Annotated in this window: 23 protein-coding genes and 1 riboswitch; of the genes, 10 read left to right on the top strand and 13 right to left on the bottom strand. The window is 75.6% G+C overall.

What is annotated here, in order from left to right:
* Positions 1–209 precede the first annotated feature (209 nt).
* Entirely contained in the window at positions 210–3,164 is a 2,955-nt protein-coding gene (locus tag ACQP12_RS25890; protein WP_433282708.1) for a LuxR C-terminal-related transcriptional regulator, read from the top strand.
* Between the two features lie 12 nt (positions 3,165–3,176).
* On the opposite strand, the gene ACQP12_RS25885 is transcribed toward ACQP12_RS25890, so the two are convergent.
* A complete protein-coding gene (locus ACQP12_RS25885) occupies positions 3,177–3,728 on the bottom strand; it encodes a DsbA family protein (protein ID WP_357939409.1) in 552 nt (183 codons plus the stop codon).
* A 103-nt stretch (positions 3,729–3,831) separates the two neighbouring features.
* On the bottom strand, positions 3,832–4,509 hold the full coding sequence (locus tag ACQP12_RS25880; RefSeq protein ID WP_433282706.1) for a BON domain-containing protein: 678 nt from the start codon (positions 4,507–4,509) through the stop codon (positions 3,832–3,834).
* A gap of 210 nt (positions 4,510–4,719) precedes the next feature.
* Between ACQP12_RS25880 and ACQP12_RS25875 the strand changes: the two genes are divergently transcribed.
* Complete coding sequence (locus ACQP12_RS25875; RefSeq protein ID WP_433282704.1) at positions 4,720–7,434, top strand: cellulose binding domain-containing protein; 2,715 nt, start codon at positions 4,720–4,722, stop codon at positions 7,432–7,434.
* Positions 7,435–7,534: 100 nt separating this feature from the next.
* Here ACQP12_RS25875 and ACQP12_RS25870 read toward each other — a convergent pair whose 3' ends face one another.
* Complete coding sequence (locus tag ACQP12_RS25870; protein ID WP_357939415.1) at positions 7,535–7,939, bottom strand: hypothetical protein; 405 nt, start codon at positions 7,937–7,939, stop codon at positions 7,535–7,537.
* Positions 7,940–8,365: 426 nt separating this feature from the next.
* Here ACQP12_RS25870 and ACQP12_RS25865 point away from each other — a divergent pair, with 426 nt between their 5' ends.
* Positions 8,366–8,725, top strand: coding sequence for an STAS domain-containing protein (locus ACQP12_RS25865; RefSeq protein ID WP_313718855.1), 360 nt, complete (start codon positions 8,366–8,368; stop codon positions 8,723–8,725).
* Between the two features lie 127 nt (positions 8,726–8,852).
* Positions 8,853–9,305, top strand: coding sequence for an SRPBCC family protein (locus ACQP12_RS25860; protein ID WP_357939417.1), 453 nt, complete (start codon positions 8,853–8,855; stop codon positions 9,303–9,305).
* 15 nt (positions 9,306–9,320) lie between these two features.
* On the opposite strand, the gene ACQP12_RS25855 is transcribed toward ACQP12_RS25860, so the two are convergent.
* The 5 genes from ACQP12_RS25855 to ACQP12_RS25835 form a co-directional block, all read right to left on the bottom strand.
* A complete protein-coding gene (locus tag ACQP12_RS25855; RefSeq protein WP_433282701.1) occupies positions 9,321–9,830 on the bottom strand; it encodes a hypothetical protein in 510 nt (169 codons plus the stop codon).
* Positions 9,831–9,928: 98 nt separating this feature from the next.
* A complete protein-coding gene (locus ACQP12_RS25850; protein WP_433282699.1) occupies positions 9,929–11,005 on the bottom strand; it encodes a coiled-coil domain-containing protein in 1,077 nt (358 codons plus the stop codon).
* Between the two features lie 5 nt (positions 11,006–11,010).
* Positions 11,011–11,140: riboswitch (cyclic di-AMP (ydaO/yuaA leader) on the bottom strand.
* A gap of 142 nt (positions 11,141–11,282) precedes the next feature.
* The gene (locus ACQP12_RS25845; protein ID WP_433282697.1) at positions 11,283–12,197 is read right to left on the bottom strand and encodes a cation diffusion facilitator family transporter; all 915 of its coding nucleotides are present in this window, start codon (positions 12,195–12,197) and stop codon (positions 11,283–11,285) included.
* Between the two features lie 90 nt (positions 12,198–12,287).
* Positions 12,288–14,402 (bottom strand): HelD family protein, encoded by a 2,115-nt coding sequence (locus tag ACQP12_RS25840; RefSeq protein ID WP_433282696.1) that lies wholly within the window; start codon positions 14,400–14,402, stop codon positions 12,288–12,290.
* A 108-nt stretch (positions 14,403–14,510) separates the two neighbouring features.
* On the bottom strand, positions 14,511–15,452 hold the full coding sequence (locus tag ACQP12_RS25835) for an alpha/beta fold hydrolase (RefSeq protein ID WP_433282694.1): 942 nt from the start codon (positions 15,450–15,452) through the stop codon (positions 14,511–14,513).
* A 133-nt stretch (positions 15,453–15,585) separates the two neighbouring features.
* Here ACQP12_RS25835 and ACQP12_RS25830 point away from each other — a divergent pair, with 133 nt between their 5' ends.
* A complete protein-coding gene (locus tag ACQP12_RS25830) occupies positions 15,586–16,215 on the top strand; it encodes a carbonic anhydrase (protein ID WP_433282692.1) in 630 nt (209 codons plus the stop codon).
* Positions 16,216–16,279: 64 nt separating this feature from the next.
* Here the strand turns inward: ACQP12_RS25830 and ACQP12_RS25825 are convergent, their stop codons facing one another.
* The gene (locus ACQP12_RS25825) at positions 16,280–16,609 is read right to left on the bottom strand and encodes a hypothetical protein (RefSeq protein ID WP_154228052.1); all 330 of its coding nucleotides are present in this window, start codon (positions 16,607–16,609) and stop codon (positions 16,280–16,282) included.
* Between the two features lie 331 nt (positions 16,610–16,940).
* Between ACQP12_RS25825 and ACQP12_RS25820 the strand changes: the two genes are divergently transcribed.
* The 4 genes from ACQP12_RS25820 (at position 16,941) to ACQP12_RS25805 (ending at position 22,534) form a co-directional block, all read left to right on the top strand.
* The gene (locus ACQP12_RS25820) at positions 16,941–17,432 is read left to right on the top strand and encodes a DUF3145 domain-containing protein (protein WP_357939431.1); all 492 of its coding nucleotides are present in this window, start codon (positions 16,941–16,943) and stop codon (positions 17,430–17,432) included.
* A 25-nt stretch (positions 17,433–17,457) separates the two neighbouring features.
* Entirely contained in the window at positions 17,458–19,188 is a 1,731-nt protein-coding gene (locus ACQP12_RS25815; RefSeq protein ID WP_433282689.1) for a glycoside hydrolase family 3 protein, read from the top strand.
* 95 nt (positions 19,189–19,283) lie between these two features.
* Complete coding sequence (locus tag ACQP12_RS25810) at positions 19,284–20,261, top strand: glycosyltransferase family 2 protein (protein ID WP_433282687.1); 978 nt, start codon at positions 19,284–19,286, stop codon at positions 20,259–20,261.
* Positions 20,258–22,534, top strand: a complete 2,277-nt coding sequence (locus ACQP12_RS25805) for a hypothetical protein (RefSeq protein WP_433282685.1) — start codon at positions 20,258–20,260, stop codon at positions 22,532–22,534. Before ACQP12_RS25810 ends, ACQP12_RS25805 begins: the two co-directional genes overlap by 4 nt.
* Before the next feature lie 49 nt (positions 22,535–22,583).
* On the opposite strand, the gene ACQP12_RS25800 is transcribed toward ACQP12_RS25805, so the two are convergent.
* Positions 22,584–23,294 (bottom strand): class I SAM-dependent methyltransferase, encoded by a 711-nt coding sequence (locus tag ACQP12_RS25800; protein ID WP_433282683.1) that lies wholly within the window; start codon positions 23,292–23,294, stop codon positions 22,584–22,586.
* A gap of 114 nt (positions 23,295–23,408) precedes the next feature.
* Between ACQP12_RS25800 and ACQP12_RS25795 the strand changes: the two genes are divergently transcribed.
* Positions 23,409–23,630: a hypothetical protein gene (locus ACQP12_RS25795; RefSeq protein ID WP_357939441.1), complete on the top strand. Its 222-nt coding sequence runs from the start codon at positions 23,409–23,411 to the stop codon at positions 23,628–23,630.
* Positions 23,631–23,687: 57 nt separating this feature from the next.
* On the opposite strand, the gene fabF is transcribed toward ACQP12_RS25795, so the two are convergent.
* The 3 genes from fabF to ACQP12_RS25780 form a co-directional block, all read right to left on the bottom strand.
* Positions 23,688–24,914: a beta-ketoacyl-ACP synthase II gene (gene fabF / locus ACQP12_RS25790; protein WP_433282681.1), complete on the bottom strand. Its 1,227-nt coding sequence runs from the start codon at positions 24,912–24,914 to the stop codon at positions 23,688–23,690.
* A gap of 2 nt (positions 24,915–24,916) precedes the next feature.
* On the bottom strand, positions 24,917–25,156 hold the full coding sequence (locus ACQP12_RS25785; protein WP_088972559.1) for an acyl carrier protein: 240 nt from the start codon (positions 25,154–25,156) through the stop codon (positions 24,917–24,919).
* 85 nt (positions 25,157–25,241) lie between these two features.
* Complete coding sequence (locus tag ACQP12_RS25780; protein WP_357939445.1) at positions 25,242–26,186, bottom strand: beta-ketoacyl-ACP synthase III; 945 nt, start codon at positions 26,184–26,186, stop codon at positions 25,242–25,244.
* Between the last annotated feature and the right edge of the window lie 53 nt (positions 26,187–26,239).

Raw genomic sequence — 26,239 nt, 5'->3', positions numbered from 1 at the left:
GGCCCCTCCCGTCCCCGCGGCTCCCGTGCGGCCGGCTCCGTGCGGCCGGCCCCCCCGTCCCCGCGGCTCCCGGGCGGCCGGCTTCTTTGCGGCCGGCCGCCCGCGTGCCTCCACCCTGCGGTCGGGTCGGGTGACCCGGGTTCGCCCGGAAGGGGTGAACCGGTCCGGGCCGGGTAACCGCTGCGCGCACCGACCGGGGGAGGGGCCGCATGCCGGAGGAGGCTGACCGCGTCGAGGTCGCCGCGACACCGACCGACGTCACCGGGGCGACGGATGTCGCCGACCCGCCGCCGACCGTCCCGGCCGCCGCCGGCGCGGTGGGGGTCGGCGGAGCGCCGGGCGGGGGCGGGTCGGCGGGCGGCCTCGGGGTGGTCGGCGCGCCGCTGCTGGCGTCCCGGCTGGCGCCGGCCGCGCTGCCCGAGCCGGTGCTGGTCCGGCCCCGGCTGCTGGACCGGTTGGACCAGGGCAGCGCCGGGCCGGTCACCCTTGTCCTCGCGCCCGCCGGCTGGGGCAAGACCACGCTCCTCGCGGGCTGGGCCCGGGCCGTGCGGACGGAGCCGCCGCCGGCCTGGGTGACCGTGGAGGAGGGCGACACCGGCGAGCGGCTCTGGGCCTACCTGGCGGCGGCACTGCGGGCGGCCGCCGAGGGGGTCCCGGACGAGGGGCCCCGGCCGCCGGTGCCGGACGGCCCGCCCCGGCCGGACCAGCTCGAACTGCTCGCCGCGGCGCTCGCCGCCCGGGAGCGCCCGGTGCTGCTGGTCCTGGACGACCTGCACCGGGTGACCGATCCGGCCGCGCTGACCGGGCTGGAGTTCCTGCTCCGGCACAGCGACGGACGGCTGCGGCTGGTGGCGGCCGCGCGGACGGACCCGCCGCTGGCCCTGCACCGGTGGCGGCTGGCCGGCGAGCTGACCGAGGTGGGTCCGGGGGAGCTGGCGTTCACCCCCGACGAGGTGGCCGACCTGCTGGTGGCGCACGGCGTGGCGCTGCCGGCCGCGGCGGTGCCCCGGCTGGCCGACCGGACCGGGGGCTGGCCCGCGGGCCTGCGCTTCGCCGCGCTGGCGCTGCGCGCCCAGGCCGACCCGGCGCGCGCGGTCGACGGGTTCGGCGGCGACCAGCCGGACGTCGCCGGGTACCTGCGCGACGAGGTGCTCGCGCCGCTGGACCCGGCCGTCCGGGACGTGCTGCGCCGCAGCGCGGTGGCCGCCGCGGTCTGCGGCGACCTGGCCGACGCCGTGACCGGGCGGCCCGACGCCGGCCAGGTGCTGGCCGACCTGGCCCGGGAGGGCGGCTTCGTCCAGCAGGACGGGGGGAGCCCGCCCTGGTACCGGTGCCACCCGCTCCTGGCCGACCTGCTCCGCGACGAGCTGGACCGGCTTCCCGCCGACGAGCTGGCCGAGCTGCACCGGCGCGCCGCCGGCTGGTACGCGGACCACGACCGGCCGGCCGAGGCGCTGCGGCACGCGCTGGCCGGCGGCGAGTGGGACACCGCCACCGAGCTGCTGATCGCCCGCTGGCCGGAGCTGGCGCCGTACGAGCGGGACCGGCCCGCCGCCCCGGCTCCGCCCGAGCCGCCCGTCGAGGCGGTGCGCCGCGATCCCGAGCTGGCGCTGGCCGGCGCGGCCGAACGGGCGTACGCCGGGGACGCCGAGGCGGCCGCGGGACGGCTGCGGGCGGCCGTCGAGCACGCCCGCGACCTGCCCGCCCCGCGCCGGGACCGGTTCCGGCGGCTGGCCACCGCCGTGGAGCTGACCCTGGCCCGGCTCGCCGGGGACCACGACGAAATACGCCGGGTGGCGGGACGGTTGCTGGCCACCGCCGCCCCGGCCGGTCCGGCGGACGACCCGCGGGCCGGCGGGGCGGAGGACGCCGACGTGCGGGCGGTCGCCGGCACCGCGCTGGGGCTGGTGGCGCTCGCCGAGGGGGAGCTGTCCGAGGCCGCCGGGCACTTCTCCGGGGCGCTGGCGGCGGCGCGGCGGGCGGGCCGGCCGCGTACCGGGCTGGTCTGTGCCAGCCGGTCGGCGCTGCTGGACGCGGCCCACGGCGCGCTCCGGTCCGCCGAACGCGCCGCCCGGGAGGCGCTGGCCATGCCGCCCTGCGAGGGCTGGTCCTCGCGGCTGGACTGCGGGTACGCGTACCTCGCGCTGGCCCTGGTGGCGTGGGACCGCGACGAGCCGGCGGAGGCCGCGGCGAACCTGACCCTGGCGGGGCCGGCGACCGCGGAGCCGGGCGGGGCGGCGCTGGCCGCGCTCTGCCGGGCCGGACTGCTGGCCGCCGGCGGCGAGCCGGCCGCGGCGCTGCGCGCCCTGGCGGCGGCCCGGGAGACGGCGCCCGGCCCCGAGCTGGGCGCCTGGCTGACCGCCGACGAGGCGCAGCTGCGCGCCGCCGTCGGGGACCTGGAGACCGCCCGTGCCCTGCTCGCCGACGCCGGAGCCGGCGCGGCCGCCGGGACCGCACCCGACCCGTCGCCGCCCGTCGGTCCCGGCCCGGCGGACCGGGCGGCGGCCGGCGGCCGGGAGCCGGACGCGGCCCGCGGTGCCGGCCGGGAGCCGGACGGGGCCCGCGGTGGCGGCCGGGCCGCCCTGGACGTGGCCCTGACCCGGGTGCGGCTGGGGGCCGGCGACGCGCGGGCGGCCGGCCGGACGCTGCCCGACTGGACCGGACCGGACGCGGACACCTGGCCACTGCCCGTGCGGCTCGCCGCCGGGCTGCTCGACGCGGTGGTGACCGGCTCGGCCGGCGACGACCGCGGTGCCGGGCGGATCCTGGAGCGGGTGCTCGACCTGGCCGAGCCGGAGGGCTACCGGCGGGTCTTCACCCGCGCCGAGCCGGTGGTCCGCGACCTGCTCGCCGCGCATCTCGACGCCGGCACCGCGCACTGGGCGACGGTGAGCGACCTGGTCCGCGGGGCCGACGAGCGGCGGGCCGACGAATCGCCGGAGCGCCCGACCGGCCCGGAGCGGGCCCTGGACGAGCCGCTCACCGAGCGGGAGCTGACGATCCTGCGCTACCTGCAGAGCATCCTGTCCAACGTGGAGATCGCGGGCGAGCTGTCGCTGTCGGTCAACACGGTGAAGACCCACGTGCGCAACATCTACCGCAAGCTCGACGCGACCCGCCGGCGGGAGGCCGTCCGGCGGGCGCGCGAGCTGCGGCTGATCTGACCGCGGCCGGGTTCAGGCCTCCGCGGCGGCGTCCACGGCGGCCAGCAGGTCGGCCACGTCGTAGCCGCCGTCGTGACGCACCTCGTTGACGAAGAGCGTCGGGGTCGCGTCGACCCCGCTGCGGATGCCGCCGACGAAGTCCTGCCGGACCCGGTCGGCGTGGGCGTGCCGCCCCACCTCCGCGCCGACCTCGTCGGGCGGCAGCCCGAGCTGCTCCACGCCGAGCGACAGGTGCACCGGGTCGAGCTGGTCCTGGTGCTCGTAGAGCCAGTCGTGCATCTCCCAGAACCGCCCCCGCCGGCCGGCCGCCTCGGCCGTCTCCGCGGCGCTCTCCGCGTACGGGTGGACGTTGGCGATGGGGAAGTGCCGGTAGACCAGCCGGACCGTGTCGGCGCGCTGGCGCAGCACCTCGGCCAGGTTGAGGTACGCGGCCCCGCAGAACCGGCACTGGAAGTCGCCGTACTCGACGAGGGTGACCGGCGCGTCGGCCGGCCCGCGGGCGTGGTCCGTCCCGGTCACCGGCAGCCCCAGCCGGACGGTGGTGACCTGCAGTGGCGTGGTCATCGGGCCATCACCCGCCGATCCGGCGTGGCGTTCGGATCAGTCATGGTTCCCAGCCTCGCCCGCGGCGGGGTGAGCCGGGATCACCCGGCCGGGGTGGTCCGCCTCACGGGCCCACCGTCACCCGGTTCTGCACCTCCCGGATGCCGGGCGCGCTCCACACCACGCGCTCGATCTCCGCGCGCTCGCCGGCCGAGTGCACCAACCCTTCCAGCAGCACCGTGTCGCCGTGCACCCGTACGCTGATCCCCTCCGCCTCGGTGGCGCCGTTGCGGGCCAGCGCGTCCACGATCCGCTCGGCCAGGTCGCGCCCGTCGGGGCGGGCGCTCGGCCGTACGGTGATGCCGTTGCTCACCCCGGTCACGCCGCTGAGCCGGGCGACCGAGCGCTCGGCGGCCCGGCGCTGGTACTCCCACTCGACCTCGCCGTGCAGGGTGACCCAGCCGTCGGCGACGGTCACGTCGAGCGCCTCGATGGGCACGAACGCGTCCCACTCCAGGGCCCGGCTGGCCGCGGTGGCGATCTCCGGGTCGCCCTTCTCGGCCGAGGTGGCGATCCGGACGGCGAGGTCGTTGGCGACCGCGCGCACCCGGGGCACCCGGTGCGCGGCCCGCTCGGCGGCCCACTTCTTGGCGTAGCTGTCCACCGAGCCGTTCAGGGTCACCACCCCCTCGGTGACGGTCACCCCGATCTCGTTGGGGCGTACCCGGGGTTCCCAGGTCAGCTCGTCGAGGACGGCGGACTGGATCTCCTGGTCGGTGCGGGTGGTGGTCGCGGTGGCCATGCTTGCTCCCTTCCGGGCTCCGTTCGTTGTTCGCCGGGCTCCGTCACCGGCACGGAGTCCCGCAACCCCGATCCTGCGCGCGTCCCGGGTGACCCGCCCTCACCCGATCCGGGTGGGCGTCGGGGGCTTGGGAGCGCTTCCATAATCGGTTAGTGTGAATGTCCTCGCCGCTCCCGCCCCACCACCCGGGCAACCGAGAGGACCCGCCCCATGCGTAGAAGTCTCGCCGGCGCCGCCGCGGCCGCGCTGGCCGCCGCCGTGGCGGCGGTCGTCGTGCCGCTCACCGCCGCACCCGCCACCTCGGGCGCCGCCGCGGCGGCCGAGCCGTACGACTGGAGGAACGTCCGGATCGACGGCGGTGGCTTCGTTCCCGGCATCGTCTTCAACCAGACCGAGAAGAACCTCGTCTACGCGCGCACCGACATCGGTGGGGCCTACCGCTGGGAGCAGTCGACCCGGTCCTGGACGCCGCTGCTGGACTGGGTCGGCGCCGACCGCTGGGGCTGGAACGGGGTGGTCAGCATCGCCACCGACCCGGTGCAGACCAACCGGGTGTACGCCGCGGTCGGCATGTACACCAACGACTGGGATCCGAACAACGGGGCGATCCTGCGCTCCACCGACCGGGGCGCCACCTGGCAGGCCACCGCGCTGCCGTTCAAGAACGGCGGCAACATGCCCGGCCGCGGCATGGGGGAGCGGCTGGCCGTCGACCCGAACCGGAACAGCATCGTCTACTACGGCGCCGAGGGCGGCAACGGCCTGTGGCGCAGCACCGACCACGGCGTCACCTGGGCGAAGGTGACCACCTTCCCCAACGTCGGCAACTACCGGGCCGACCCGAACGACAGCAGCGGCTACCAGAGCCAGAACCAGGGCCTGACCTGGGTCAGCTTCGACAAGAGCACGGGTACGGCCGGCAGCGCCACCCAGACCGTCTACGTGGGCGTGGCCGACAAGGAGAACCCGGTCTACCGGAGCACCGACGGTGGCGCCACGTGGGAACGGATCCCCGGCCAGCCCACCGGCTACCTGGCCCACAAGGGCGTGGTCGACCCGGTCGGCGGCTACCTCTACATCGCCACCAGCGACACCGGCGGCCCGTACGACGGCGGCAAGGGCGACGTGTGGAAGTTCAGCCGGGCCACCGGCGCCTGGACGCGGATCAGCCCGGTCCCGTCGACCAGCGCGGACGCCTACTTCGGCTACTCGGGGCTGACCATCGACCGGCAGCGCCCGAACACCCTGATGGTCGCCACCCAGGTCTCCTGGTGGCCGGACGCGATCTTCTGGCGCAGCACCGACGGGGGCGCCACCTGGACCCGGATCTGGGACTACGCCGGCTACCCGACCCGCGCGAAGAAGTACACCATGGACATCTCCTCGGTGCCGTGGCTGACCTTCGGCGCCAACCCGGCGCCGCCCGAGGAGAGCCCGAAGCTGGGCTGGATGAACGAGTCGCTGGAGATCGACCCGTTCGACAGCAACCGGATGATGTACGGCACCGGCGCCACCATCTACGGCACCACCGACCTGACGAAGTGGGACACCGGTGGCCAGGTCACCATCCGGCCGATGGTCCAGGGGCTGGAGGAGACCGCGGTGCTCGACCTGGTCAGCCCGCCCTCGGGCGCGCCGCTGATCAGCGCGCTCGGCGACATCGGCGGCTTCCGCCACACCGACCTCGCCGCGGTGCCGCCGGCGATGTTCACCCAGCCCGTCTTCACCAGCACCACGAGTCTCGACTACGCCGAGGCCAAGCCGGCGGTGCTGGTCCGGTCCGGCAACTTCACCGACGCGGACCGTCCCGGCGACAGCCACGTCGCGTTCTCCACCGACGGCGGGGCGAACTGGTTCCAGGGCGCCGAGCCGTCGGGGATCAACAGCGGCGGCACGGTGGCCGCGTCCGCCGACGGCAGCCAGTTCGTGTGGGCGCCGGGCGACGCCGGCCAGCCGGTGGTCCGCGCGGTCGGGTTCGGCACCTCCTGGAGCGCGGCGACCGGCATCCCGGCCAACGCGGTCGTCGAGTCCGACCGGGTCGACCCGAACCGGTTCTACGGCGTCAGCGGCGGGCGGTTCTACCTCAGCACCAACGGCGGCGCGAGCTTCACGGCCACCGCGGCGAGCGGGCTGCCCACCACCGGGGTCAAGTTCAAGGCGGTGCCCGGCCGGCAGGGCGACGTGTGGCTGGCCGGCGAGGGCGGCCTGTGGCACTCGACCGACTCCGGCGCGAGCTTCACGAAGCTGGCCGGCGTCACCTCGGCGGTCAACGTGGGCTTCGGCCGGGCCGCCCCCGGGCAGACCTATCCGGCGCTGTTCACCGTCGGCACCGTCGACGGCCGGCACGGCGTCCACCGGTCGGACAACGCCGGCGCGGCCTGGGTGCGGATCAACGACGACCAGCACCAGTACGGCAACGCGGGCGAGGCCCTCACCGGCGACCCGCGGGTCTACGGCCGGGTCTACCTGGGCACCAACGGCCGAGGCATCCTGGTGGCGGACCGCCTCGGCACCACGCCCGGCCCGACGCCGACCACGCCCGGCCCGACGCCGACGACCCCGGGCCCGTCCCCGACCTCGCCGAGCCCGACGCCCACCACGCCCGGCCCGTCGCCGACCGGCAGCGGCTGCACGGCCACCTACGCGGTGACGAACTCGTGGCCGGGCGGCTTCCAGGGCGAGGTGACGGTGCGCAACTCGGGCGCCGTCCCGATCGCCGGCTGGACCGTGGCCTGGACCTTCCCGGACGGCCAGAAGATCACCCAGCTCTGGAACGGGTCGTACACGCAGACCGGATCGGCCATGACGGTCCGGGACGCCGGCTGGAACGGCGACCTCGGCGCCGGTGGGTTCACCACCGCCGGCTTCACCGGCACCTGGACGGGCGGCAACCGCGCGCCGGCGCCCTCCTGCACCGCCCGCTGACCGCGCCGTACACCGCGACGGTGGCCGCCCCCGCATCGGGGGCGGCCACCGTCGCGTCCGCTTGTCGGTCCCGTCCGGCCCGGCGTCCGCCGGGTCCCGCTCAGCCGTCCAGGCCGGCGGGGGAGTTCGGGCGGTCCACGTCGACGAACTCGATCTCGTCGACGTCCCGCTCCCGGCTCCCGGCGGCCCGCGCGGCGGTGCCGGCCGCCCAGCCGATCGCCGCGCCGGCCAGCGCCGCGGCGATCAGCAGCGTCCAGGGCAGCGCCGGCCGGCGGCCGGCGAGCGCGTCGAAGGCGAGGCTGGCCCGGCGGCGGGCCTCCTCGGCGGCGGAGCCGACCAGGTCGGTGGCGTCGTCGGCGAGGCCGGAGGAGTTGCGGCGGGCGGACCGGGCGGCCTCGCGGACGCTGCCGCCGGCGGAACCGGCGGCGGAGAGCAGGTGCTGCCACGCCTGGTCGGCGACCCGCTCGGGCTTGCTGCGGCGGTCCAGCAGGGTGGATCCGAACATCGTGTTACCTCCTCGGGGTGCCGAAGTCCGGCGGCCAGATCGGACTCCGGGTGTGATCCGGCGCGTGACGGTTCGCTCCCCGGGGCAGTGCCCCGGCCGGACCCGGCGCAAACCATCGTGTCAGGGCAGGTCGGCGCGGCGTGGGACGAACCACCCGAACGCGCCGGGGGCGGGGTGCCACCCGGGCGTGCGCCGGCCCGCTACCCTGGGTCGGCGGATCGGCCGGGCCCACCCCGGCCGATCGACCGGTTGGGACCCCGCGCCGCGGGGAAATCGGAGCCCGAAGGTCCGGATTGGGATGCCCAGGTGTGCCCAGTACGCGAATTGCTCATCCCGAGGGGTGGCGACCGAGGCCGTCGGAGGAATACTCTCGGTCGCGGCCCGCGTACTGATGAGGCGCCCGTAAGGGCGAGTGGAGGTGCTCGCGTGAGCCTGTCGATCGTGAAGTCGGTGCTGCCGGGTGGTGTGGTCCAGATCGCCCCGCGAGGGGAGATCGACGTCGACACCGCGTACGAGGTGCGGGAAGCGATCGCCGAGGTGCTCGCCAAGGGCCGCCCCTCCCGGATCGAGCTCAACATGCGGCTCGTCACCTTCATCGACTCGGTCGGCATCAGCGCCATGGTCGCCGGCTTCCAGACCTGCGAGGTCAGCGGCGTCAAGCTGGTGGTCACCGAGCCGAGCCGGTTCGTGCACCGGCAGCTCTGGGTGACCGGCCTGCTCGGCCTCTTCGGCGCGCCCGAGCCCTGGTTCGCCGACAGCACCCCGCAGGTGCTCCCCGGCGCCTGATCGGCCCACCTCCCGCTGATCGACTCCAGCTCGCCGACCTGCCGCGGGCCCGGGACTTTCGACCCGTTGCCAGCCCGGCTCCGGTACGGGACGATCGTGCGGACCCACGACGGCGAGGGGGTGCCGCTTGCTCAGCAGCGACAGCTTCAGCTACACCGTGCAGGCCCGGTGCACCAGGGCCCACGCGGTGGCCCTGCTCGGCGACCTGAGCCGGCAGGGCGAGCTGCATCCGTTGATCGTCCGGGTCCGCCAACTGCCGGCCCGCCCGGGGGCACTGGCCAGCTACGCGATCACCGACCGGCTGGCGCTCGGCCCGCTGCATTTCCCGGTCACCTACCAGGCGGACGTGCTGGTCGCCACCGAGGACGAGGTCGTGACCGTGGCCCGGCAGCAGCCGGCCACCACGGTGCGCAACCACACGCGGCTGCGCGACGAGCCCGACGGGGTGGTGCGGATCGACGTGGAGATCACCCTCTCCGCACCGGCGCCGCTGTTCGGCTACGCCTTCCGGCAGGCCCGGGCGGCCCACCTCGGGCTGGCCAGCCGGCTCGGCGCCACCCTGGAGGGGCAGGCGGTCTGACCCGGGCGCCCTGACTCAGCCGCGTCGCCCGGCGGACACCGGTCGTCGGGCCGCCGGCCGGGCCGGCCGCAGCCGCCCCCACGGCTTGTAGGTGGACAGCACCGTCACGACGAGCAGCAGCGTGCTGGAGACGGTCGGCGCGACCACCAGGTCGACGCGGAGGTGGGCGTCGGCCGCCCCGGCCAGCTCACCGAGGTGCCGGACCCGCGGGGTGAGCAGGAGCAGCACCAGCGTGAGCACCACGGTGGTGACGGCGAACTTCACCAGCACCCAGCGCCAGCGCAGCAGCCCCCACGGGGTGAGCAGCGCGCTGGCGAGCCCGACCAGCCAGACGAGCACGCTCAGCGGGGCGAACAGCCAGGTGACCAGCAGCGCGGCGGCCGGATAGACCACCTCGGGGTCGGCCCCGCGCAGCCCGGCCACGCCGAGGGCCAGCAGCACCAGGTCGGCGCCGAGCCACCCCAGCGAGGTGACCAGGTGCAGGGTGAGCAGGGCCTTGCGTCCGGCGGGGGAGAGTCGAGTCATGCCCCCGATGCTCGGCCGTCGCGGGCGTCGCGTCGTGGGCCGCGCGGCGACACCCGGCGTACGTCGTGGGACGTAGCCGGGCGCCGCCGGGGCGGGGATCAGTACACCGACAGGTGCACGTGGTTGGTGTGGTCGCTGGACGGGTCGCCGTTGCCCCCGCTGTACGCCTTCCAGCCGCTGCTGGGCAGCCAGATCTGCCGGAACCAGATCACGTAGAGCACGGCGAGCGCGTCGGCGTTGCGGATGAAGTAGGCGGAGAGGTTGTTGCCGTACGTCTTGTCGCCGCCGCTGGCCACGCCGCCGAAGCCGCTCTTCTGCGCGGCGAAGTCGCAGGCCCGCCCCTTCGGGTGCTCGCCCGAGCCGCTGGGCCGGTGGCAGGAGACGTAGCGGGTGAAGCCGGCCGCCTTGGCCTGCTGGAGCGCGTGCAGCGTACGCGGGGTGATGCAGCCGTCGGCGGGCGTCGGGTCGTTGACGCTGCACGACTCGGGTGGCCAGGAGCCGTCGGCGTTGCGCTTGGCCGGCTTGGCGTTGGCCGACGAGGTGCCCTGGACGCTGCCGCCGCCGCTGCTGGACGCGCGGTTGTTCGCCACCTCCAGGGCGCGTTCGGCCTGCTGCTTGCGCTTGGCCATCACCGCGACCTGCTTGCGCTGCTCCTGGATCTCGCCGGTGAGCGCGGTCTGCGTGCGGGTGGCCTCGTCCCGGGTGTCGATGAGCTCGCGCAGTGCCCGGTCCTCGTGCGCGGCCACCTGCTCCAGCGCGGCCGCGCGGTCCATGAAGCCCTCGGGGCTGGTGCTGCCGAGCAGGGCCGCGGCGGTGCCCAGCCGCCCGGACCGGTATGCCACCCCGGCGATCTCGCCGACCTTGGCGTCCCGGACGGTCAGCTCGGCGTTGACCGTCTTGAGCTGGGCGGTGAGCTGCTGTTGCCGGGTCACCGAGCGGTTCAGCGCGGTGCGGGCGTCCAGCCACCCCTTGCTGGCGGCGTCGAGTTGGGCGCGCAGCGCCGGGGTGCCGCCCTCGTCGTCGCCGGGTGCGGCGGCGAGCAGCGCGGTCGGGGAAGCCGCCGCGGCCGCCGAGGCGGGAGAGACCGGCGCGGTCACGACGCCGAGGGCGAGCGTCGCGACGAGCAGGGCCGCCAACCGGGCGACCGTCCGTCGTACAGGTGCCACTGGGGGCATTCACGTGTCCTTCCGTCCACCGCCGACCGGGTTAGCTGACGGGTTCGGGACGGAAGATCCCTACCGCTGACGCGGATGCACCCCACGAACGTGGTTCCCCGGCTCGCCCTGCGGGCGATTAGGCGCTGGCCACCGCAGGCGCCGGTGGGCGCCGCCCGGCGGAGGCCGCGATCGAGCCTACCGGCGTTGTTCCGGGTCGGCTCGCTGGTGGGAGCCGGTGTCCCGGTCAAAACCGGCATAAGTGCACAATAACCACTTGGATTTAAGATTGCCCTAATTACCACTCGACCGCGCCGCACGCCCCGGGAGACGCTCCGGGTTCGATCTGCAACGTGGCGTGATCGATCGAGAAATCCTCGTGCAGGGCCGTCCGGGCGGCCGCCAGCACCTCGCCGACCTCGGCGCCCGGTGTCATGGTCAGGTGCGCCGAGGCCACCTCCATGCCCGAGGTGAGCGTCCAGACGTGCAGGTCGTGCACCTCGGCGACGCCGGGGACGGCGGCCAGCCGGTCGTGCACCGCGGTCACCTGGAGGTGCTCCGGGGCGGCCTGCACCAGGATCCGGACCGCGGCCCGGCCGAGCCGCCAGGTGCGCGGCAGGATGAACAGCCCGATCGCGACGGCGACCAGCGGGTCGGCCCACCACCAGTCGGTGACCGCGATGACCAGGGCGGCCCCGATCACGCCGAGCGAGCCGAGCAGGTCGCCCAGCACCTCCAGGTACGCCCCGCGCAGGTTGATGCTCTCCTCGGCGCCGGCGCGCAGCAGCGCGAACGCGGCGATGTTGGCGAGCAGGCCGAGCACCGCCACGGCGAGCATCGGCCCGGCGAGGACCTCCGGTGGTTCGCCGAACCGGCGTACCGCCTCGACCAGGACGTAGACGGCCACGGCGCCGAGCAGCACCGCGTTGGCCAGCGCGGCCAGCACCTCCAGCCGGTAGAGCCCGAAGGTGCGCTGCGGGTCGGTGTCGGCGTGCCGGGTGGCGGTGATCGCGGCGAGCGCCATGCCGATGCCGAGGACGTCGGTGAACATGTGCCCGGCGTCGGAGAGCAGGGCCAGCGAGCCGGTGGCGAAGGCGGCCACCGCCTCGACGACCATGAGGGCGGTGAGCAGCGCGAACGCGCCCCAGAGTCGACCACGGTGACGGTGCGCCGCGTTGGCCACCGCGCCGCTGTGGTCATGACCTGCGCCCACGCACACACCCTCTCGTTCGCCGCCCCGGCCGAGCTCAATCTATGCTCACATCGCTATGTGTGCAAGTGAACGCCGGATGCGGCGCCGCCGTCAGCCGACCGGGTCGAGGGTGGTGAGCCGCTGGGTGGCCCGGGAGAGCGCCACGTAGAGGGTCCGGACGCCCGACCCCGGATCGGCCCGGATCTCGCTCGGGGCGACCAGCACCACCCCGTCGTACTCCATGCCCTTGGCCTGGAGGCTGGTCACCACCTGGAGCCGGCCGCCCAGGTCGCCCAGCCAGCCGGCCACCTCGTCCCGGCGCGGCACCGGCGTGATCACACCCACCGTGCCCTCGACCTCCGCCAGCAGCGCGCGCGCCGCCGCCGCCGTGGCGGCGGGCAGGTCGCCGGCGGGCACCGACCGCTCGACGGGCGGCACCCCGGTGGAACGGACCGCGGTGGGCAACGCGAGATCCGGGTGCACGCGGTGGATCTCCGCGGCCGCCACGGCGAAGATCTCCGCCGAGTTGCGGTAGTTGGTGGTCAGCTCGTACCGGTGGCGACGGCGCCGGCCCAGCGCCTGGTCCCGGGCCCGGGCCAGCTCCTGCGGGTCGCCGGTCCAGGCGGTCTGCGCCGGGTCGCCCACCACGGTCCAGGAGGCCAGCCGGCCGCGCCGGCCGATCATCCGCCACTGCATCGGCGAGACGTCCTGCGACTCGTCGACGACCACGTGGGCGTAGTCGCGGTAGTCCTCCGGGCGCTCCCGCGCGGCGGCCCGGGCGGCCCGCTGCCGGTCGGCGGCCGTGCTCAGCTCGCGGACGCCGCCGGCCAGCTGGAACGGGTCCCGCTTCGGCCTCGCCCGCCGCACCGGCTGGCCCAGAAGCGCGTCCAGCTCGTCCAGCAGCGCCACGTCGGCGATGGTCAGGCCCTCGCCGTCCAGGCTCCGGTACGCCCCGGTCAGCAGCCGGATCTCGGCCCCGGACAGGACGCCCCCGGCGTACCGGCGCAGCCGCTCCGGGCGGGCCAGCCAGCCCAGCACGTGGCGCGGGTGCAGCCGCGGCCACCAGGCCTTGAGGAACTCCCGGAACTCCGGCCGGTCGATGATCTCGTCCTCGAACGCGGGCTGCTCCGGCAGCCGGCCGATCCGCAGCCTGCGGGCCTGTGCCCAGAGCGCGGCGAGGACCGCGTCGAAGGCCGCCCGGCGCACCTCGTTGCGGCGCGCCCCGCGGGACAGCGTCCGGTCCCGGATGGCGTCCAGCTCGGCCCGCTCCAGGCGCAGCAGCTCACCCCGGTAGAGCAGGCGCAGCTCGCCGGGGGAGTCGGGCACCGCGTCCCGGACCGCCCGCTCCAGCACCCGGCGCATCCGCAGCGAGCCCTTCACGGCCGCCACCTCGGGCGGGTCGGTCCGGGTCGCCGACACGCCGGGGAAGAGGGAACCCAGCGAGTGCAGGGTGGCCGTCTCCTCGCCGAGCGAGGGGAGCACCGAGGCGATGTACTGGACGAACACGCTCGACGGGCCGACCACCAGGATGCCGCCGCCGGCATACCGGGCGCGGTCGGAATAGAGCAGGTACGCGGCGCGGTGCAGGGCCACCGCCGTCTTGCCGGTGCCCGGGCCGCCGGAGACGATCGTGACCCCGCTGCCCGGGGAGCGGATCGCCTCGTCCTGCTCCCGCTGGATGGTGGCGACGATGTCCCGCATGCCGTGGCCGGTGGCCCGGGACAGGGTCGCCAGCAGCGCCCCGTCGCCCACCACCGCCATGTCCGGCGGGGCGGACTCCGGGTCCAGCAGGTCGTCCTCGATCCGGGTGACCTGCTCCGCGGACGACTGGATCGTGCGCCGCCGCACCACGCCCTGCGGCTCGGCCGGGGTGGCCTGGTAGAACGCGGCGGCGGCCGGCGCGCGCCAGTCCACCACCAGCGTCTCGGCGTTCTCCCCGCGCACACCCAGCCGCCCCACGTGCAGCACCTGCCGGGTACGCAGGTCCAGCCGGCCGAAGACCAGCCCCTCGTGCTCGGCGTCCAGCACGTGCCGGCGCTGCGCGGCGTGGAACACCATCGCGTCCCGCTCGACCAGCGCGCCGAAGTTGCCGACCCGGGCCAGCCGGTAGCCCTCCCGCTCGGCGTCGGCGGCCGACCGACGCAGTTCGGCCAGCCGGGCGTACACCCGGTCGAGATGCCGTTGTTCGACGGCGATCTCCCGTTCCAGGGTGGTCTGGTCGCTCAACGCGGGGGCTCCTGTGGTCAGACGGCGGGCTGAATGAGGGTACGGGCCGCCGGCCCGGCCCGTGTCGGGGCCATGCCGCTGCCCGCCGCCCGCCGCCCGGGTTGCCCGTTATCCGGGCGTTCCCACCCGCTGCCCGGACGTGCCCGCGTCCGTCCCCGAGAGCACCTGGTGCAGCACCCCGGCGACGGCCGCGGTCACGTCGTCGGGGCGTTCCATCATCAGCATGTGACCGGCGCCCGGGCAGACGGTCAGCTCGGTGGTCGGCAGCGCACCGGCGATCGACTCGGCGCACGGTGGCGGGGTGAGCCGGTCCCGGTCGCCGACCAGCGCGGCGGCCGGCAGCCGGCCGAGCGCCGCGAGGGTGTCCAGCCGGTGCTGGGCCCCGATCGAGGCGCGGAACCCGCCGATCGAGCGCAGCGAGGCGTGCGCCACCGCCGAGGTGACCAGCCGGATGTCGGCGGGGTCGCAGCGGTCGCCGAACAGCATCCAGCGGATGCTGGGGCGGAGCGCGCGCAGGAGCGCGTGCGGCGGGCGCCACGCGCCGCAGCGGGCCAGCACCCCGGCGCCGGTGGTCTCGGCGAGCCGGATCAGCCGGGCGATCCGGGGGGAGAGCCCGTAGGCGGTGTGGGTGTGCCCCTCGGCGGTGGTCGAGACGAACACCAGGCCGGCGGCGCGGGCCGCGAAGTGGTCGGGGTGGCGGTGGGCGTACTCCATCACCGTCATCCCGCCCATCGAGTGCCCGACCAGCACGATCGGGCCGGACGGGACGAGCTGGTCGACCACCGCGGCCAGGTCGTCGCCGAGCTGGGCCAGGGTGGCGGTGCGCAGCGCCATGCAGCTCGACCGGCCGTGTCCGCGGGCGTCGTAGGTGAGCACCCGGACCCGGTCGCCGAACCGGTCGCGCAGGCCGGCGAGCTGGCGGTGCCAGCTGCGGCCGTCCAGGGTCCAGCCGTGCAGCAGGACCGCGGTGACCTCGGCGTCGACCGGCCCGGTCGCCGTCACGTGCAGGCGTACGCCGTCGGGAAGCCGCACCTCCATGTGCTCCGGCATGTGCCACCTCCCCCGGGCCGACCGGTGTCCGCGCACCGGAGTGACCCGGTGGTCACACCGGCGTACCCGTCATGACAGCACGGCAACCGGGCTGGTGAGAAGATTCGCAACCCCGCCTCGCGCGGTCGGATCGGTGACCAGGCTGGAGGGCATGCCGTCCACCCCCGCCGCCCGGACGCCCCGGGCCGCCCTGGCCGAGCTGCTCTCCGGCAACCGGCGCTTCGTCAGCGGGCAACCGGTGCACGGCCACGACGTCACGGCCGCCGCGGCGGTGGCCTCCGGCGACCAGCAGCCGTACGCCGTGGTGCTGGGCTGCATCGACTCGCGGGTGCCGCTGGAGGCGATCTTCGACCAGACGTTCGGCTCGATCTGCGTGATCCGCACCGGCGCGCACGTGCTCGACCGGGCGGTCTGCGGCTCGATCGAGTACGTGGTGGGACAGCTCGGCGTGCGGCTGGTGATGGTGCTCGGCCACGAGCGCTGCGGCGCGGTGGGCTCGGCGGTCGACGCGCTGCGCAGCGGGCGCCACCCGGGCGGCGCGCTGGGCTACGTGGTGGACCGGATCGCGCCGGCGGTCCAGGAGGTCGGCGCGGACGACCCGGACGCCCACCGGATCGCCGTCCGCCGGCACGTCCGGCGCACGGTGGCCGCCCTGCGCGCCGACGACCTGCTGGCGGGGGCGGTGGCGGCCGGGGAGGTGGCCGTGGTCGGCGCCCTCTACGACCTGGCCACCGGCGAGGTGGCGCTGCTGCCCGAGGAGTGAGAAGACAGAACCGCCCGCCGGGGTGACCCCGGCGGGCGGTTCGTGGTGTCGCGGGTGAGGGCGCTCAGCCCTCGAAGACGCCGGCCTCGACGAGACGCTTCTCGGTCTTGTCCCAGCCGTGGTCCGGGTGGGTGGCGGCGAGAGCGTTGATCTCGGCGCGGACCTTGGCGGCGTGGCCGGCGGCGGCCAGCACGCGGATCTCCTCGACGAAGGCGTCGGAGTCGGTGCGCAGGTGCGCGGTCTTGCCGTTGGTCAGGTTGCGCACGTAGGCGTGCTTGCCGCCGTTGAGCGGGATCAGGTACTTGAACTCGCCCAGCACGCTGAGGGCGCCACCCTGGCCAGCCTGGCCGGCCCGGACTGACGCGCGCGCGGTCTTAGAGGTGTTGCTCGCCACGGAGGTACTCCTTGCAGACGTACGGGAGGACGGAAACCGTCCGGGGGCTGAATGTGCGGTTTGACGCCCGGGGTGAGCGTCAGCCCGCGAAGACGTGCGGCGGCACAGAACCGCCCAGAGAACTGTACACGACCCCGACGCCTGGCTGGTCGTCGCGCCGTCAGGGAGCACAACCAGGTCAGCCGCCCGGGTATTTCCCGGTCACCGGCACCGGCGAATTTTCCGATTCGCTGGCGCACCATCCGTCACACGGGTCATCATGTGTTCCAGAGGCCACTCGCGTGGACGAGGTCGTAGGGGAAGACGCACCTCGGCTCACCGGGAGGTCACCGTGCCAACGCGTGGCGTCGTATACGTCCACTCGACCCCGCTCGCCGTGTGCTCGCACGTCGAGTGGGCGATCGCGCGCGTCCTCGCCGCGCCGGTCAACCTGCACTGGACGGCCCAGCCCGTCGATCCCGCGGCGCGGCGCGCCGAGTGCGGGTGGACCGGCAGCCCGGGGACGGGCGCCGAACTGGCTGCTGCCCTCCGGCAGTGGCCCATGATCCGTTTCGAGGTCACCGAGGAGCCCAGTCCGGGGGTCGACGGCGAGCGCTTCATGTACGTCCCGGGGCGCGGCCTGTTCCGGGCCACCGTGGGCGCGGCCGGTGACATCCAGCTCGGCGAGGACCGGCTGCGCAGCATCATGGCCTCCGCCCGGGCCCCGGAGGCGCTCGCCCACGCCCTCGACAAGGCCCTCGGCACCGCCTGGGACGCCGAACTGGAGCCCTACCGGTTCGCCGGTGACGGCGCGCCGGTGACGCTGCTCACCCGGGTGGGCTGACAGAAGGTCAAGTTGCCCCGATACGGTGGGGCGCGTGTCGATTTCCCCGCGCCGCGCCTGCGTCGCGCTCGCCGCACTGACCGCGCTGCTCGCCTCCGGGTGCTCGGGTGAGCCCGAACGGCCCCGACCGACCCCGTCGAGCCCGGCGCCGGTCCCGTCGTCGGCCGCTCCCGCCCCGGCCGGCGCCGACCCGGCCGCCCGGGCGGCCGCCCTGGTGGCGACGCTCTCCGACGAGGATCTCGTCGGCCAGGTGCTGATGCCCTACGCGTACGGCAGCTCGGCGACGAAGGTGTCGCCCGGGTCGGCGGCCGGCAACCGGGCCCTGGCCGGGGTCGACACCCCCGCGGAGATGGTCGCGAAGTACCGCCTGGGCGGGCTGATCCTGGTCGGCTTCAGCGCCGACGACCCCACGTCCGGCAACCAGGAGACCACCAACGTCGACAACCCGAAGCAGGTTCGCGCGCTGACCGACGGGCTGCGCGCGGCCGCCGGCCGGCTGCCCGCCGGCCCCGCACCCTTCCTGATCGGCACCGACCAGGAGTACGGCGTGGTCACCCGGATCACCGACGGGGTGACCCTGCTGCCCAGCCCGCTCGCCGCCGGTGCCGCCGGCAACCCGGCGCTGACCGAGGCCGCCTGGCGGGCCGCCGGCGCCGAGCTGGCCGCCATGGGCGTCAACCTGGACTTCGCGCCGGTCGCCGACGTGCTGGCCACCCGCAGCACGGTGATCGGCTCCCGCTCCTTCGGCGCCGACCCGAAGACCGCCTCGGCGCAGGTGGCCGGCGCGGTCCGCGGGCTGCAGGCCGAGGGGGTCGGTGCCGCCGTCAAGCACTTCCCCGGGCACGGGCTGACCGCCGCCGACTCGCACACCGACCTGCCGGTGGTCGGGCAGTCCCGCGCCGTGCTGGACCGCACCGCGTTCCCGCCGTTCCACGCCGGGATCGACGCCGGCGCCATGGCGGTGATGTCCGCCCACCTGGACGTCAAGGCGGTCGACCCGGGCACCCCGGCCACCTTCTCCCGCAAGCTGCTCACCGACGTGCTCCGCGGCCAGCTCGGCTTCCAGGGCGTGGTGATCACCGACGGGATGAACATGGCGCCGGCCAAGAAGTGGTCGCCGGGCGAGGCCGCGGTCCGAGCTTTGAACGCCGGCAACGACCTCATCCTCATGACCCCGAACGTGGGCCAGGCGTACGACGGGCTGCGCGCCGCGCTCAAGGACGGCTCGCTGCCCCGGACCCGGCTCGTCGAGGCGGTCACCCGGGTGCTGACCATGAAGTTCAAGCTGGCCGACCGGCCGGCGCCCGCGCTGTCGACGCTGGACAGCGCCGGGCACCGCAAGGCCGCCGCCGACCTGGCCGCCGCCGCGGTGACCATGCTCCGCGGTCGGTGCGGCAGCCCGGTGGCCGGCCCGGTCACCGTCACCTCCTCCGGGGGACGGGACGGCACCCGGGCCGCGCTGACCGCGGCGCTCACCGCCGCCGGGGTCAAGGTGGTGCCCAGCGGCGGCACCGTCGTGCACCTCGTCGGGTACGGCGACGGGAGCAAGGACCTGCGCGCGGACGCCACCGTGACGGTGGCCATGGACACCCCGTACGTGCTGGCCGGGGCGAAGTCGCCGACCCTGCTGGCCACCTACTCGTCCACCCGGGCGTCGATGACCGCGCTGGCCGCGGTGCTCGCCGGCAAGGCCCGCCCGACCGGCCACTCCCCGGTGAAGGTGTCCGGCCTGCCCGCCACCACCTGCGGCACCTGATCGGGGCGGGTGCCGCCCGACCGGCCCGGTCCTGACCTGCCCGACTGGTAGCGTCGGCCCGGTCCGCCGCCAGGGAATCCGGGGGGTCGAGTGCCGTGACCGCGCCGCAGCCGGCCCTGTCCGTGGTGGTGCCGATGTTCGACGAGGCGGCCGTCCTCCCGCTGCTCGCCGTCCGGCTGCGCGGCGTGCTCGACGGGCTCGGCGAGGCGTACGAGGTGGTGGCCGTCGACGACGGCAGCACCGACGGCACCCCGGCGGCGCTGGCCGCGCTGCGGGTCGGCTGGCCTGAGCTGCGGGTGCTGCGGCTGCGCCGCAACAGCGGGCACCAGGCCGCCCTGCACGCCGGCCTGCTCCGGGCCCGGGGCGCGTACGTGGTCAGCATCGACGCCGACCTCCAGGACCCGCCCGAGGTGATCGTCGCGCTGCTGCGCCGGGCCCGGGCCGACCACCTGGACGTGGTCTACGCCGTGCGGGCCGACCGCAGCCGGGACACCCGGTTCAAGCGGTGGAGCGCGGGCGGCTACTACCGCCTGGTCCGGCGGCTGGTCGGCGAGCAGGTCCCCGCCCAGGCCGGCGACTTCCGGCTGCTCAGCCGGGCCGTCGTGGAGGCGCTGCGGGAGCTGCCCGAGCGCAGCCCGGTGCTCCGGCTCGTGGTGCCCTGGCTCGGCTTCCCCAGCGCCGAGGTGACCTACGAGCGGCAGGAACGCGCCGCGGGCCGGACGAAGTACCCGCTGTCCCGGATGGCCGGGCTGGCCGCCGAGAGCGTCACCAGCTTCTCCGCCGCCCCGCTGCGGGTGGCCACCTGGCTGGGCCTGGTCGGGGTGGCGGGCTGCGGGGTGCTCGTGGTCGCGGCCGTGCTGGCCTGGTTCGCCGGCGCCACGGTCAGCGGCTGGCCCTCGCTCTATGTGGCGATCCTCTTCCTCGGCGCGGTGCAGCTGCTCTGCCTCGGCCTGCTCGGCGAGTACGTGGGCCGGATCTACACCGCCGTGCAGGGCCGGCCCGCCTACCTGGTGGCCGGCGACAGCGCCGCCGCCCGCCCGGATTCCGCCGAGCTGGCCGACAGCCTGCGGTGACCGCCGTCGCCACCGGCGCCGCCCCGGCGGCCGCCGACCCGCGCCGCCGCCCGGCCGCCCTGCGCTGGGCCCCGACCGTCGCCGGGTACGCCGCCGTGGTCGCCGTGCTGCTCGCCGCCGGCACCTCGGCCGGCGCGATCGCCCGCTGGACCGCGTACGCGGCGCTGGCCGTGCTGCTCCCCGGCACGCTGGTGTTCCGCGCGTTGCGCCGCCGGCCGCACACCCTGGTCGAGGACCTGGCCCTGGGCGCGGCCGTCGGCCTGGTGCTGGAGCTGGTCGCGTGGGCGGGGTTCACCGCCGTCGGGCTGCCCGGCTGGCTGCGCCTGTGGCCGCTCGCCGTGGTGGTGCCGTTCGCCGCCGTGCCCCGGCTGCGCCGGCACTGGCGGGTCCGGTACCCGACGGTGGCGCCGGCGGGGTGGGCGTGGTCGCTGGCGGGGGTGGTGGCCGGCTTCAGCCTCTACCTGTACGGCTCGTTCCTCGCCGTCAACCCGGTGCTGCCCACCGACGAGGGGCAGGCCCAGTACCTCGACCTGGCCTTCGAGCTCTCCCTCGCCGGGGCGGCCACCCACCAGGTGCCGCCCGAGGTGCCGCAGGTCGCCGGGGAGCCGCTGCACTACCACTGGTTCGGCTTCGCCCACCTGGCCGCCACGAGCCTGGTCAGCGGGGTGGACCTGCCCACGGTGCTGTTCCGGCTCGCCGTGCCCGCGCTGTGCGCGCTCGCCGCCGTGTTGCTGGCCGTGGTCGGCTGGCGGATCACCGGCCGGCCGTACGCCGGGGTGGTGGCCGCCGCGCTGCTGTTCACGGTGGGCGAGTTCGGCTTCGAGAACGGCTGGCGGCAGCTCTTCGGCAGCCAGGCCACCTTCATCGTCTGGGGCAGCCCGTCGATGACGTACAGCTGGGTGCTGCTGCTGCCGCTGATCGCCGCGCTCGGTGAGCTCGTCGGCCGGGCCCGCGCGGTGACCGTGCCCCCGCTGGGCCGCGGCGCCTGGGCGCTGGCCGTCCTCTTCCTGGCCGCGTCGACCGGCGCGAAGGCCAGCACCCTGCCGGTGGTGCTGGCCGCGCTCGGTCTCACCGCCGTGGCGACCCTGGTGGCCCGCCGCCGGCTGCCCCGGGCAGTGCTGGTCGCCGCCGGCCTCGCCCTGGCCGCGCAGGTGTTCGCCACCGCGGTGCTGTTCGCCTTCGAGAGCCACGGGGTGGTCCTGGACCCGCTCTCCGGGCTGCGCCCGTACGTGCCGACCGGCCGGCCGGCGGGGGTGACCGCCCTGTGGTGGGTGCTGGTCGCGGTGGCGTTCCTGCTCAACCTCCAGCTCCGGCTGGCCGGGGCGCTCGCCCTGTTCCGGCCGCGCCGGTGGCGGTTCGAGCCGGTGCAGGTGTTCCTGCTCGGCGGAGCGCTCGCCGGCCCGGCCATCTACCTGCTCGTCGGGCATCCCGGCAGCAGCAACCAGTACTTCACCCGGACCGGGTTCGCCTTCGGGGTGCTGCTCTCCGCGTGGGGCTGGGTGGAGGTGGCCGACCGGGCCGCCCTCGCCGCCCGGGGCCGGTGGCTGCTCGGCGCGGGCGCCGCCGGGTTCGCCGTGCTGCTCACCGCGGTGCAGCTCGACTCCGCGACCAGCTCGCCGGCCGTCCCCGCGTACGCCCCGGTGCTGCCGCTGCTCCGCTGGGCGGCCGTGCTGACCGTGCCGGCGGTGCTGGTGTTCCTGTGCTGGCCGGCCCTGGTGGGTCGCTGGCCGGGGCTGGCCGGCCGGGGCGGGCTGGTGCTGCTGACCGCCGTGCTGACCGCCGGGGCGCCGGGGCTGGTGCTGGACGCCGCCGCGACCCGGGTCTACCCGAACGGCGGGGCGTACCCGGTGGTGGCAATGCCCGCCTCCCGGGTGGAGGCGGCCCGCTGGGTGCGGGCGCACAGCGCGCCGGACGACGTGCTCGCCACCAACGCGCACTGCCGGGAGGTGGTGGACGGGTGGTGCGACGCCCGGTCGTTCTGGCTCAGCGGCTACGCCGAGCGGTCGGTGCTGGTCGAGGGGTGGGCGTTCGCGCCCCGGATGGTCGGCCGGCCGGACGGCCCGTACGCGCCGTTCTGGGACGCCGACCGGCAACGCGTCAACGACTCGGCCTTCACGGCCCCCACGGCCGCCGGCCTGACCGCCCTGCGCGACCGGTACGGGGTGCGCTGGCTGGTGGTGGACCGGCAGGTCGGCGCCGAGGCGCTGGCCCTGCGGACGCTGGCCGACCTGCGCTTCGAGAACTCCCGGACGGCCGTCTACCGGCTGCGCTGACCCGGTCGCCGCTGGCGGTGACGGCGCGGGCCGGCACGGCCGGGCGGGATCAGGCCGGGCGGTGGGCGCGCAGCATGAGCGAGACTCCGGGCAACGCCCGCACCGGCAGGTGGCGTTCGGCCGTGACGACCGTGCGCAACCCCAGGTTGACCAGCGGGTGCGGCGGGTCCAGGTCGCTGCCGGTGGACCGGCGCCGCCGCCAAGCCGCCACCGGGCGGAGCAGCACGTTCCAGCTCCACAGCTCGTCGATCGCCAGGCCGGCCTTCTCCACCACGGCCCGCAGCCCGGCGCGGTCGTAGCGCCGGACGTGCCCGACCGCCACGTCGTGCGCCGACCAGAGCCGCATGTCGGCCGGCACGGCGATCAGGGCCGCCCCGCCGGGGCGCAGCGCCCGCCGGATCTCGGCGGCCGCCAGGTGGTCCTCGTCGACGTGCTCCAGGATGTCGAAGGCGACCACCAGGCCCAGGCCGGCCGAGGGGACCGGCAGGTGCCGGGCGTCGGCCCGGATCACGTCGAGGCCCCGGCCCCGGGCCACCCCGGCGCCCTCGGCGCTGTATTCCAGGGCGACGGGCCGCCAGCCGTGCGCCCGCAGCACCCGGGTGTTCCCGCCGCCGGCCGCGCCGATGTCCAGCGCCCGGCCCGGGCGGGTGCCCGCCGCCGCCAACCGGCGCAGCGCCCGGCCCAGCAGGACGCGCCGCTCCCGGTACCACCAGTGGGTGTCCTCCAGCGCGGCGAGCTTGCGGATCTCGGTCGCTTCCACGGGTGGTGCTCCTCGACGGCTCGGCGGTCTCACCCTAACGGCCACCGCGGGCCGGGACCGGGACGGCGGCAAATCCGGGTGCGGCCGGGCGCGGGTGCTGGCAGGGTGGCGCCGATGGGAGAGCAGGCGCAGGGTTTCCGCTATGTCGAACGGGCCGACGGGTCGGTGGTGATCACCCACCACGGCCGGGTCGCCGCCACGCTGCGCGGCGGGCGCGCCGCGCAGTTCCTCGCCGAGGTCGGCGACGACCCGCAACTGGTGATGGCCCGGTGGACCGGCAACTACCGGCGGGGCAACGAGCGGACCGCGCGGCAGCATCCCCGCAACCGGGGCTGAGACGCGCTCGGGGCCCGCGTCCGGTGCGGACGCGGGCCCCGAGCGGGCAGGCCGTGCTCAGGCCCGGGTGAACACCAGGGCCACGTTGTGCCCGCCGAAGCCGAACGCGTTGTTCAGCGCCGCCGGGATCTCCAGGTGGCGCGCCTTGTGCGCGGCCACCTCGAGGGTGAGCCCCTCGTCCGGGTCGTCCAGGTTGATCGTCGGCGGCACGACGCCGTCCCGGATGGCCAGGATGGTGGCGATCGACTCCAGCGCGCCGGCCGCGCCGAGCAGGTGCCCGGTCATCGACTTGGTGGCCGACAGCAGCACGTGGTCACCCACCGCCTTGTGCAGCGCGCCGATCTCCAGCATGTCGCCGACCGGGGTCGAGGTGGCGTGCGCGTTCACGTGCCGGATGTCGGTCTTCGCGACGTCCGCGTCCGCGACCGCCTTGGCGATGGCCCGGATGGCGCCCTCGCCCTCGGCGTGCGGCTGCACGATGTCGTAGGCGTCCGAGGTGATCCCGGCGCCGGCGAGGCGCGCGTAGACCCGGGCGCCGCGGGCGGCGGCGTGGTCGGCGCGCTCCAGGATCACCACGCCCGCGCCCTCGCCGAGGACGAAGCCGTCACGGCCCTTGTCCCAGGGGCGGGACGCCTTCTCCGGCTCGTCGTTGCGGGTCGACATGGCCCGCATCGAGCTGAACCCGGCGATCGGCAGCGCGTGGATGACCGCCTCGGTGCCGCCGGCCACCACCACGTCGGCCCGGCCGGCGCGGATGATGTCCAGCCCCAGCGCGATCGCCTCCGCGCCGGTCGCGCAGGCGCTGGCCACCGAGTGGACCCCGGCCTTGGCGCCGAGTTCCAGCCCGACCCAGGCGGCCGGGCCGTTCGGCATCAGCATCGGGATGGTGTGCGGGGAGACCCGCCGCGGGCCGGACGCCTCCAGGATGTCGTCCTGGGCGAGCAGGGTGGTGGCGCCGCCGATGCCGGAGCCGACGCTGACGGCCAGCCGCTCCGGGTCGAGCCCGGAGTCGGCCAGCCCGGCGTCCGCCCAGGCCTGCTGCGCCGCCACGATCGCGATCGCCTCGGACCGGTCCAGCCGGCGCAGCTTGACCCGGTCCAGCACCGTCGACGGTTCGACGGCGAGCTGCGCGGCGATCCGGACCGGCAGTTGCTCGGCCCACTCCTGGGTGAGCGCACTCACCCCGGAGCGGCCGGCGAGCATGGCGTCCCAGGTCGACGCGACGTCCCCGCCGAGCGGGGTCGTCGCGCCGAGCCCGGTGACGACGACGTCGGGACGACTCATGATCAGGACTGCGCCGCGATGTAGCTGACGGCGTCACCCACGGTCTTGAGGTTCTGCACCTCGTTGTCCGGGATCTTGACGCCGAACTTCTCCTCGGCCGCCACCACGACCTCCACCATGGAGAGCGAGTCGACGTCGAGGTCGTCGGTGAAGGACTTCCCCTCGGCCACGTCGTCCGGGTTCACCCCGGCAACCTCTTCGAGGATCTCGGCGAGGCCGGCGGTGATCTCGTCACGGGTCATTGCGGTTGGTTCCTCTCATCGGGGGTTCACTCGACGGCCGGCGACGCCGGTCGTCACACCTCGGCGCTCGCGCCCGAGGGAGTCTTCAGGGGCAGCGGACGACCTGACCGGCGTAGGTCAGGCCGCCGCCGAAGCCGAACAGCAGCACCGGGGCGCCGGAGGGCACCTCGCGCCGCTCGACCATCTTCGACAGGGCCAGCGGCACGCTCGCCGCCGACGTGTTTCCGGACTCGACGATGTCCTTCGCGATGATCGCGTTCGGGATGTCCAGCCGCTTGACGATGCCGTCGATGATCCGGGCGTTGGCCTGGTGCGGCACGAACGCGGCCAGCTCCGACGGGGCCACCCCGGCCTTCTCGCAGGCCTGGAGCGCGAGCGGGGCCAGCGCCGTGGTGGCCCAGCGGAAGACCGCCTGCCCCTCCTGCGCGATGTACGGCCGCCAGCCCTCGATACGGACCGCGTCGCTCTTCTCCGGCACCGAACCCCACACCACCGGACCCACCCCGGCCGGCTCGCCCTCGGCCGTCGCGGTGACCACGGCCGCTCCCGCGCCGTCGCCGAAGATGATGCACGTCGACCGGTCGGTCCAGTCGGTGAAGTCGGACAGCTTCTCGGCGCCGATCACGATCGCGTTGCGCGCCGCGCCGGCCCGGATGGCGTGGTCCACCGTGCCCAGCGCGTACGCGAAGCCGGAGCAGGCGGTGTTGATGTCGTACGCGCCCGGGGCGCTGATGCCCAGCTTGGCCGCGACCCGGCAGGCCACGTTCGGGCTGCGGTCGACCGAGGTACAGGTGGCGACCACGACGAGGTCGATGTCGGCGGCCGTGAGGCCCGAGTTGGCCAGCGCCTTGCCCGCGGCGGCGGCGGCCATGTCGGCCACCGTCTCGTCCCCGGCGATCCGGCGGGTGACGATGCCGACCCGGTCCCGGATCCACTCGTCGTTGGTGTCGACCATCTGAGCGAGGTCGTCGTTGGTGACGACGCGGGAGGGCTGGTAGTGCCCCATCGCGACGATCCGGCTGCCGGCCATCAGTAGATACCTTCCGTTCGCGACTGCGGGACCCGCAGGATCGGCTCGTTTTC

The sequence above is a fragment of the Micromonospora sp. CA-244673 genome, from assembly GCF_050948395.1.
Classification (GTDB): Bacteria; Actinomycetota; Actinomycetes; order Mycobacteriales; family Micromonosporaceae; genus Micromonospora.
This window is presented reverse-complemented; position numbering and strand designations above follow the sequence as displayed.